General features: G+C 49.7%; 5 protein-coding genes. 1 reads left to right on the forward strand and 4 read right to left on the reverse strand.

Features of this window, described 5'->3' with window-relative positions; genetic code table 11:
- The first annotated feature begins 19 nt into the window (after positions 1-19).
- The gene (locus J4G02_02925) at positions 20-2,416 is read left to right on the forward strand and encodes a phenylalanine--tRNA ligase subunit beta (GenBank protein MCE2393547.1); all 2,397 of its coding nucleotides are present in this window, start codon (positions 20-22) and stop codon (positions 2,414-2,416) included.
- Between the two features lie 15 nt (positions 2,417-2,431).
- On the opposite strand, the gene J4G02_02930 is transcribed toward J4G02_02925, so the two are convergent.
- The 4 genes from J4G02_02930 to J4G02_02945 all read right to left on the reverse strand — a co-directional run.
- The gene (locus J4G02_02930) at positions 2,432-3,463 is read right to left on the reverse strand and encodes a hypothetical protein (protein ID MCE2393548.1); all 1,032 of its coding nucleotides are present in this window, start codon (positions 3,461-3,463) and stop codon (positions 2,432-2,434) included.
- A gap of 18 nt (positions 3,464-3,481) precedes the next feature.
- Positions 3,482-3,691 carry a hypothetical protein gene (locus J4G02_02935; GenBank protein MCE2393549.1) on the reverse strand — a complete coding sequence of 70 codons (210 nt, stop codon included), beginning with the start codon at positions 3,689-3,691 and terminating at the stop codon, positions 3,482-3,484.
- A 181-nt stretch (positions 3,692-3,872) separates the two neighbouring features.
- The gene (locus J4G02_02940) at positions 3,873-4,562 is read right to left on the reverse strand and encodes an HAD family hydrolase (protein ID MCE2393550.1); all 690 of its coding nucleotides are present in this window, start codon (positions 4,560-4,562) and stop codon (positions 3,873-3,875) included.
- A 1-nt stretch (position 4,563) separates the two neighbouring features.
- The coding region (locus tag J4G02_02945; protein MCE2393551.1) for an AMP-binding protein at positions 4,564-8,193 on the reverse strand (3,630 nt) is incomplete at its 5' end.

Consider the following 8,193-nt stretch of genomic DNA (forward strand, 5'->3'; position numbering starts at 1 on the left):
AAGTGGAGGAAAATGAATCATGAACGTAAGTATCAAGTGGTTAAAAGAATATGTCGATTTCGATCTATCCCCTGAAGCACTATCAGAGCGTTTGCTAATGCTCGGTATGGAAATCGAATCCATCAAACAACTTGGAGAGGGACTGGATCGCGTGGTCGTCGGTAGAATCAACACCGTGGATAAGCACCCACAGGCAGACAAACTAGTGCTATGCAATGTTGATGTGGGATCGGGGGCAGACGCGCAAGTCGTTTGTGGCGCCCCGAATGCGCGCGAAGGATTGGTTGCCCCCGTCGCGCTCGTCGGGGCACAGTTGCCCAACGGATTGACGATTAAGCGGGCAAAAATCCGGGGTGAGGAATCGCAAGGGATGCTCTGTTCGGAACAAGAGTTGGCAATTTCAGATGAGGCGTCAGGTTTGATGGAACTCCCCGACGAAACACAAATTGGCGCACCGATTGTCGAAGCTCTCGGTCTGGACGATGTTGTGTTGGAACTTGAGATTACGCCCAATCGCCCCGATTGCCTCAGTATGATTGGAGTCGCTAGGGAAATCAGCGTAATCACCGAAAATTCACTCAGGCTGCCCGCCGTAAATGTCCAACAGGGGCTAACGGATATTAACAATCTCACCAATGTAACGATTGAGGCACCAGATCTCTGTCCACGTTACGCAGCGCGAGTTATCCGCGGGGTAAAAATCGCACCTTCGCCCACTTGGCTACAGCGTCGCCTTGAAGCGATCGGCGTTGGAACGATTAACAACATCGTTGATATTACCAATTACGTCCTGATGGAATACGGACATCCCTTGCACGCTTTCGATTACCATCAACTCACTGAGAACCGGATTGTTGTGCGTCGCGCCAAGCCGGGTGAGACATTGAAGACAATTGATGCGGAAGAGAGGGAGTTGACCCCCGATATGCTTGTCATTGCTGACGCGGAGAACCCGGTTGCGCTGGCTGGTGTGATGGGCGGATTCGATTCGGAGATTACCGATCAGACGGTTGACGTGTTACTGGAAAGTGCATACTTCCACCCGCCAAGCATTCGGAAAACATCGAAGGTTTTGGGGATGCACACAGAAGCCTCCCACCGATTTGAACGTGGTGCAGACCCTGAAGGTGTTATTCCAGCTCTCAACCGTACGACACAACTCATCGCGGAAATCGCCGGTGGAGAGATCTGTGCGGGGATTGTCGATGTCTATCCAAGTAAGCGAGAAGCTCTCAATATTAAACTCCGTCCAGAACGTGCCAACTTTGTCCTCGGAACCGAGATTGCCCCCGATGACATGTGCGACATCCTGACCCGCCTTGGCTTTACTGTGTCCGATACGTTTGAAGTTACGGCTCCCACGTTCCGCCCCGATGTGGGACAGGAGATCGATCTGGTCGAAGAAATTGCGCGTGTTTACGGCTTCGATAATATCCCAACCACACTGCCAAGAGGCGACATCCCTATTCCGAAGGTTGTCCCAAAGGAAGATCTACGTGAGCGTGTGAAGATGTATCTCCTACAATGCGGCATGATGGAGGCGATGAATTACGCCTTCTATCATCCAGATGTTTTCGATCGCATCCGTCTCGAATCAACAGACCCACTCCGTCAGGCGGTTCAAATTGCGAATCCGTTGAGCGAAGATCAGTCGATCATGCGAACAACCTTACTTCCTAGCTTGCTCGCAAACGCCCAGCGTAACCGGAACCATCAAATCAACGATGTACAATTCTTTGAGTGCAGCAAAGTTTTCATTCCAAACGGCACGGATGAATATCCCAATGAGCCTGAGCGTGTCGCAGGTATCATAGCGGGCAATCTCGGCGCAGGTATATATGGCGATCCGCTCCGTCCGGCAGACTTCTTCGACATCAAAGGGGTCGTCGAAGGCATGCTAGGCCGATGCGGGGTATCAAATTATACTATCACCCACACCGATCACCCAGCCTTCCATCCCGGACGCCGGGCAGAAATTCATGTTGAAGATAAAGCGCTATGCGTATTCGGTGAAGCCCACCCGGAGGTGATGGAAAATTACGACCTGCCTCACGAGGCTTATCTGTTCGAACTCGATTTCGAGAGATTAGTTGACGTGGTAGAACCGATGAAACAATTTGAACCTATCCCAATCTATCCCAGTGTCAATCGGGATCTTGCCATTGTGCTAGATGCGGATACTCCCGCCAGCCGTCCGACTGAAGTCATCAGATCTGCCGGCGGCGAGCTAGTCTCTGGGTTGCACCTATTCGATGTTTACACAGGCGAACAGGTGCCCGAAGGGAAGAAAAGTTTGGCGTTTGCAATTGAATATCGTTCGACAACGGAGACACTCACGGATGAAATTGTCGATCGGATTCACGGTGGGATTTTAGAACAGTTAGAACGGGAACTGGGGGCGATACTGCGTAGTTAAGTAGCACCGCAGCGCTTACCGGCGCCACCATCTTCTCTTGGATTTCGCTTCTGGTAGGTGGGGCTGGAGGGATTTTTCGGAACGTAAGGATTTGAGCAGGTTTGATATTTCCTTATTCCTTCTGTTAGTTTCTAAAACGGTTTCACACATTGCAACTGCGCGTCCCCCAACCGTCGGATCTTGCGTCGCTTGATAAGCAAGCCCACAGATTGTCGCAGCGGCACTGTTGTATTCCACTGGCTCAATCTCGCTCGGCAGTTCATCGGGAAGCCAATCGAGAAGTGCAAACCCAACCTGCCACGCCTGAGATTTTGCGTCGCAAATTAACTTGTGATACAACAGATCCGTCGATGAATCATCGAGCCAATACGCCTGTTCGTAGCATGCAGCCGCCTCGTCATACGCTTCATTGGCAATGTGGAGTTTCGCCAACTCCGTATAAAACGCATACAATCCGCGATCGGTGATGGCGTACACTTCGTGTTGTGTACTCGTCAACCATTCTCCTGTCTCCAGAAATTCGATTGCCGAGTTTTTCTCATCCTCTGTAATAATAATGCCTGTGAGCAGGTGCTTTGCCACCGCCGCATTCGGGTAAATTTTGGTACGGCTCTTCATCAGGGGATACGCCTGCACCGGCTTGTCCATCTGAAGCAGTTTGAGTCCCGTTGCAATTCGGAAAAGCGAGATGATTGAATCGCTATTTTTTCGCGCCCTTTCATCAAAAACGGACGTTTGATTGTCAGCAATATGGCAATTGAGGGAGTCTAACTCTGATCGGATTGTTGGATCTACCGGCTCCACCTCGTGCGCTTTCGCAAGGAACCTTTGGGCGGTAAACAGTTCATCCCACTCCCGATAGATCCGTCCAAGTGACAGATTCGCCTGTGCCAGAAGCGGCGGTGCAACGGCGACAGACGCAATGGTATCCCACGCTTGGATCGCCGTTGAAAGTTCCTTTGGCGCTGTCAGGGTTTGCGCATGATCAACAAATCGATCCAACTCTACTCCGATTTTCGCCCTGTCGAATATGAAAATCTGGTCCACGGGTGACCCTCTCAAATCTTAGGTACTAGCGGATACCCAATCCTCCGTGTTCCTCTCAAAGTCCTCAGCAACTTCATCGGAGATAGTATCCTTAATAACTGTAATCAGATGGTCTCGGAATTTTCCCCAATCAGTGCCGCGCCCGGTAAAGCGGTATCGGTTGTCGATTTCGACAAACATGGTGTCATTCGGTTCGTGATGTGATTCGAAATAACGATTAACTTTCATAATTTTCTCCACACAAAGAATCAGAAAAAATGAGAAAAGACAAGAGGCGATTGTACGCGTTGGTCCTTGCACATTCCGTCGTTTCCCCCGATAGGGGGGAACGACGAGTATCCTCGATAAATCGCGACTTTCCCATGCTTACCCCTGTGCACTTTCTATTTTTATCCGTTACGATTTTCTTCTATTTTCCGCCGATCGTCCACTCACTAATCTCCCATTCCGATTCTATTGCAACCTGCCGTAACCCTTTGCTCGGATTGACGGCGATCGGGTTACCAACGCATTCTAGCATGGGCAGATCTGCACGGCTATCGCCATACGCATAACTTGCAGCGAGGTCAACATTATGCTGTTCGACGAAAGTTTGGATAGCGCGAACTTTTTCCGCCTCGCTCAACGGCGGCGTTGTCAATTCCCCCGTAAACTTTCCATGCGCCTCCTCAAGTTGTACAGTCAACGCAGCGTCTACTTGGAGATAGTCGGCAAGGGGCTGGATGATAAAATCAAGGGAACCGGTTACAAGCACAACCAACTCTCCCCGATCTTGGTGTTCACGAATATGATCTAAAGCGGCGGGGAATAACTTTGAGCGCACATAAGTCTCGAACTGCTCACCAGCGAGTTGTTTGACATTTTCCGCATCCAGCCCTCGATAGTTGCGATAGAAAACTCGGTTGAATCTTGTGCGACTTACTTTGTCTAGAAAAAAGTAATAGACAACTTTCAACGTAAACCAAGCAATCCAGAAGGGACGAAAAAAGGAAGGGAGCAGATAAGACCGGAATTGGACGTAATAGTGGACGATGGTTGTGCTAACGATGGTGCCATCAACATCAAAAAAGGCAGCCGTTTTTTTCTGTTCCGCTGACATCTTACGCCTCACGATTTACACAATCCGCTCGTAATGCTTCAATCTCAGCCCTGACGGCATCAGCAAGTTTCCTGTAAGTCTCCTGTTCCAGTCCTGAAGCGGCGTCCGTCTTCTCTATTCCGTGTCCGCTAGATGGCATGATAGGCTTACCAAAAGTCACCCGAATACGGCTCTTACGCGGCAGATTTCTGCCTTTAGGCAGCGCGTGGTAAGTACCGTCAATATAAGCGGGAACAATTGGGGATCCAGTTTCATAAGCCAACAAGCCGAGTCCGGGTTTGAACGGTTGAAGTTCCCCGGTGACAGAGCGGGTGCCTTCGGGATAGATCAGCAGGCACTCGTTCTGTTTCAGTACCTCCTGCGAAATTCGGAGCCCCTGCAAGAAATTAGCATGCCGATCAAACGGTACGAATTTAAGCAATTCGCCGGAGAACCACGATTTGAAACGGGTGCTAAACCAATAATCTTTCGCAGCGAGAACTCTCAGGCGTTTGCATTCGTCACCCAAAACGGTCATGATTGCGAGAGTATCGAGGTGACTCGAATGATTTGCAGCGATGATATACGGCTCACGCGACAGATTTGTCAGTCCATTACATTTAATTGAGAAGTAACACCTATAGATAGCCCACACACCGAATCGAAATAGCGTCGCCAGTGCAGCGGATATAAGTGAGGATTCAGACCGTACAATATAGGCAGATGTTTCTTCATCAATAGAAGGCGGTGCGGAATCAGATTGCAACGTCCTGACTGTCTCCGTTACGTCACCAACCGTCTGGATTTTGGCAATCAACTCATCGGGAATTGAGCGTTGCAGTCTAGACTCCAGCAGAAGCAGCAATTCCACCCGCGCCATTGAATCCAGTCCGAGCTCTGTCCCCAAATTGCTATTTAAATGGATCTGATCCGCCGGTAGACGCGCCAAACGACTGAGTTCAGAAATAATAACCTCCTCGACCCCCGCAGGTGTGTCAGGAGCCACCGTTGACTTCAAGGTATCCTCGTTTCCATCGGTAGCCAGAGTATCTTTGACAGGATCGGGCTGCGGAGCCTCTTGTGTCTGCCGAGAGAGTTGTTCTTGCAAGACCTCTTTAACACGTTGGCGATCTATCACTGCAGCCGAGGTCTTGGGCAATTCAGTATCCCAAAAGTATACTGTTTGGAGATGTTGATATGTCGGCAAGTCTTGGGCACGTTCCTGAATGTGTTGATGGATGGCTTTCTCAACCTCAGTCCTATCTCGATCATCATCATGAACTGGAACGATGATAGCGTGTGCTGCCTCAAACAGATTATCTGTGCTCATCCCAACAATGCAGATCTCTGAGATCAAGGGACTGTGTTGGTAGAGTGCTTCAAGCTCAACCGGGTAGATATTTTTCCCGGCACCAGACACAATCACATCCTTGCTGCGGCCGGTGAGGTACAGATAACCTTCCTCATCAAAGTAACCCAAATCGCCTGTATAGAGCAGCCCATCTCGAATCACCTGTTCTGTCATGGCTTGATTTCGATAGTAGCCTTGCATCAGGCTGGGGCTGCTTGCGACGATCTCACCAATACCGTTCTTGCCAGGATTGATAATCTGAAGTTCTACTCCCTGAACTTCAGGTCCGACCGTTCCCCGCTTGCTTTTGTGGTAAGGATTTACACTCAGAACAGGAGAGGCTTCTGTCATGCCATAGCCTTGATAAATTGTTAATCCAAACTCCATGAATCGATCGTACACTTCGTCCGGCAATGCAGCACCCCCACTGACCAGAACGCGGATATGCCCTCCCAATGCAGCTTGAATCTCTTGGACAACCTCTGGATCAAGTGGCGCTTCCATTGCTTCAGGGGACTCTACAACATAACGTTTAATCGTATCGTAGAGCAGTTGGAACAAGCGCGGCACTCCAATCAGCACGGTAGTCTTGGTCTCCCGCATGATCGCCAAAATCGAGGTCGGTCTCAAACTATTGGTGTATGTGATGGTTGTACCGGCGTAAATCGACATCAAGAAATTGCAAGAGAACCCTAGCGCGTGGTACAACGGCAGAACTGAAAGGAATCGATCCGTGTCTTCGGGAGGTAGTGCCTGCGAAACGGCAACAACGTTTGCGATAAACCCCCTATGTGAAATCATCGCACCCCGTGCATCTACAGTCGTGCCCATTGTGAAGATGATCGACGCAACCGTATCTGGATCGATGTCCACATCAGGAAAATTATCAGGAACTGGGGGGAGTTTCGAGCCCGTAGGCACAGAGGTTTCGGTCTGCTCACGTTCAAAAGGTTGGCAGAAACTATTGATATTCAAGAACTCCGGTGATGTCGATTCCGCACTTGGCTTTATCGGGGTACTCTGTAAACGAGTAACGCAGGCTTCAGAAGCCAAAACCGCTTTTGATTCAGTGTACTCCGCAAGTGCGAATATTTCTTCTTCAGCGGTCTGTGGGTCAATTGGAACGACAATAACCCCGATCTGTACAGCAGCTAAATAAGTAATACCCCACTCCGGCTGATTTTCGGCAAAAAGGATCACCCGATCGCCTTTACGATAACCACGCTTCCACAACACAAAGGCAACCTGCCGTGAAACCTCATAAAGTTGACTATAAGAATATCGCACCCATTCGCTACCGCGTTTCATCTGCAACGCGATTTTATCCGGAATAGATTCTGCCTGTCGGGCAACCAAATCTATCATTGTCTGACGCTCGATCGGTTTGGAGGATTCGTTGACGGGCGGCTCTGCGGATTCATTGTGCGCTCTAAATTCTTCTTCGGAGGAGGTATCCGCCGGTAATTCGCCAATACGATCAGGCGTCGGTTCGCTGATTCTCTGACTTCCTGAGTCGTCGCCTAGTTTGAGAAAGTGTCGTTTGATTCCTGGGATGTGTATTTCTTGGAAATAACGTCGCCAATCAATCCGTGACATGTCAAAGTTGAATTGTTGTTGATCGGCAGGCGAAAGGGAATCGTAGAGTGCTTCTGTCTTACCAATTTCAAACTCAAAACTGAGGCGGACATAGGGACCATAAATCTGCACATAGTGTAGTAGGGTTTCAATGGCATTCTTTTTAACTGCGATTCGGCGCTCTTTCCGCCTTGCCCATCTCAACGGAAGGCGATTGAGCCAACGACTGGCTGTGTCGAGCAAATGCAGCTTCTGACGAAGATCCTTCTGGAATTTTTGTTCATCCGGAAACTTCCATACAGGAACAGGTATCGGCACCCCGTTATCTAATAATGGCTGTCGCGTAAAGTAGTCGTGAGTGATGTTGACGATATCGCCAAAAGTCAGAGGATTGCGCGCTCCACTCGCTACGTGATAGACCTCTATGCCTTGACGGTAATACGTCTGCACAGTCGCCGCTAAAATAGCGTTGATAACGAAATCAGCAGGGATAATATCAAGGATGCTATCCGGGTCGCCGGGAAAATCCGGCAAACGTCCTTTTCCAAAACCAACAATTAGTGGATCCGCCATGCGTAGCGCACCACCGAGCCAACCCGGCTCCGGATCCTCAAGGCTGCTCTCCATAATTGATTGGCGAATAATTGCCGTCGGCAGATCACCTCGCGTCTTCGCAATCATCTGCTCACCGAGGGCTTTCATATAGGTATAGGTATCGTTCCAACC

This window comes from Candidatus Poribacteria bacterium (assembly GCA_021295755.1).
In the GTDB taxonomy this organism is placed as follows: domain Bacteria; phylum Poribacteria; class WGA-4E; order WGA-4E; family PCPOR2b; genus PCPOR2b.

Bases quoted from the DNA above. Each gene is read 5' to 3' on its own strand.
- J4G02_02940 (MCE2393550.1), bottom strand. From the start codon at position 4,562: ATGTCAGCGGAACAGAAAAAAACGGCTGCCTTTTTTGATGTTGATGGC.
- J4G02_02935 (MCE2393549.1), bottom strand. From the start codon at position 3,691: ATGAAAGTTAATCGTTATTTCGAATCACATCACGAACCGAATGACACC.
- J4G02_02925 (MCE2393547.1), top strand. From the start codon at position 20: ATGAACGTAAGTATCAAGTGGTTAAAAGAATATGTCGATTTCGATCTA.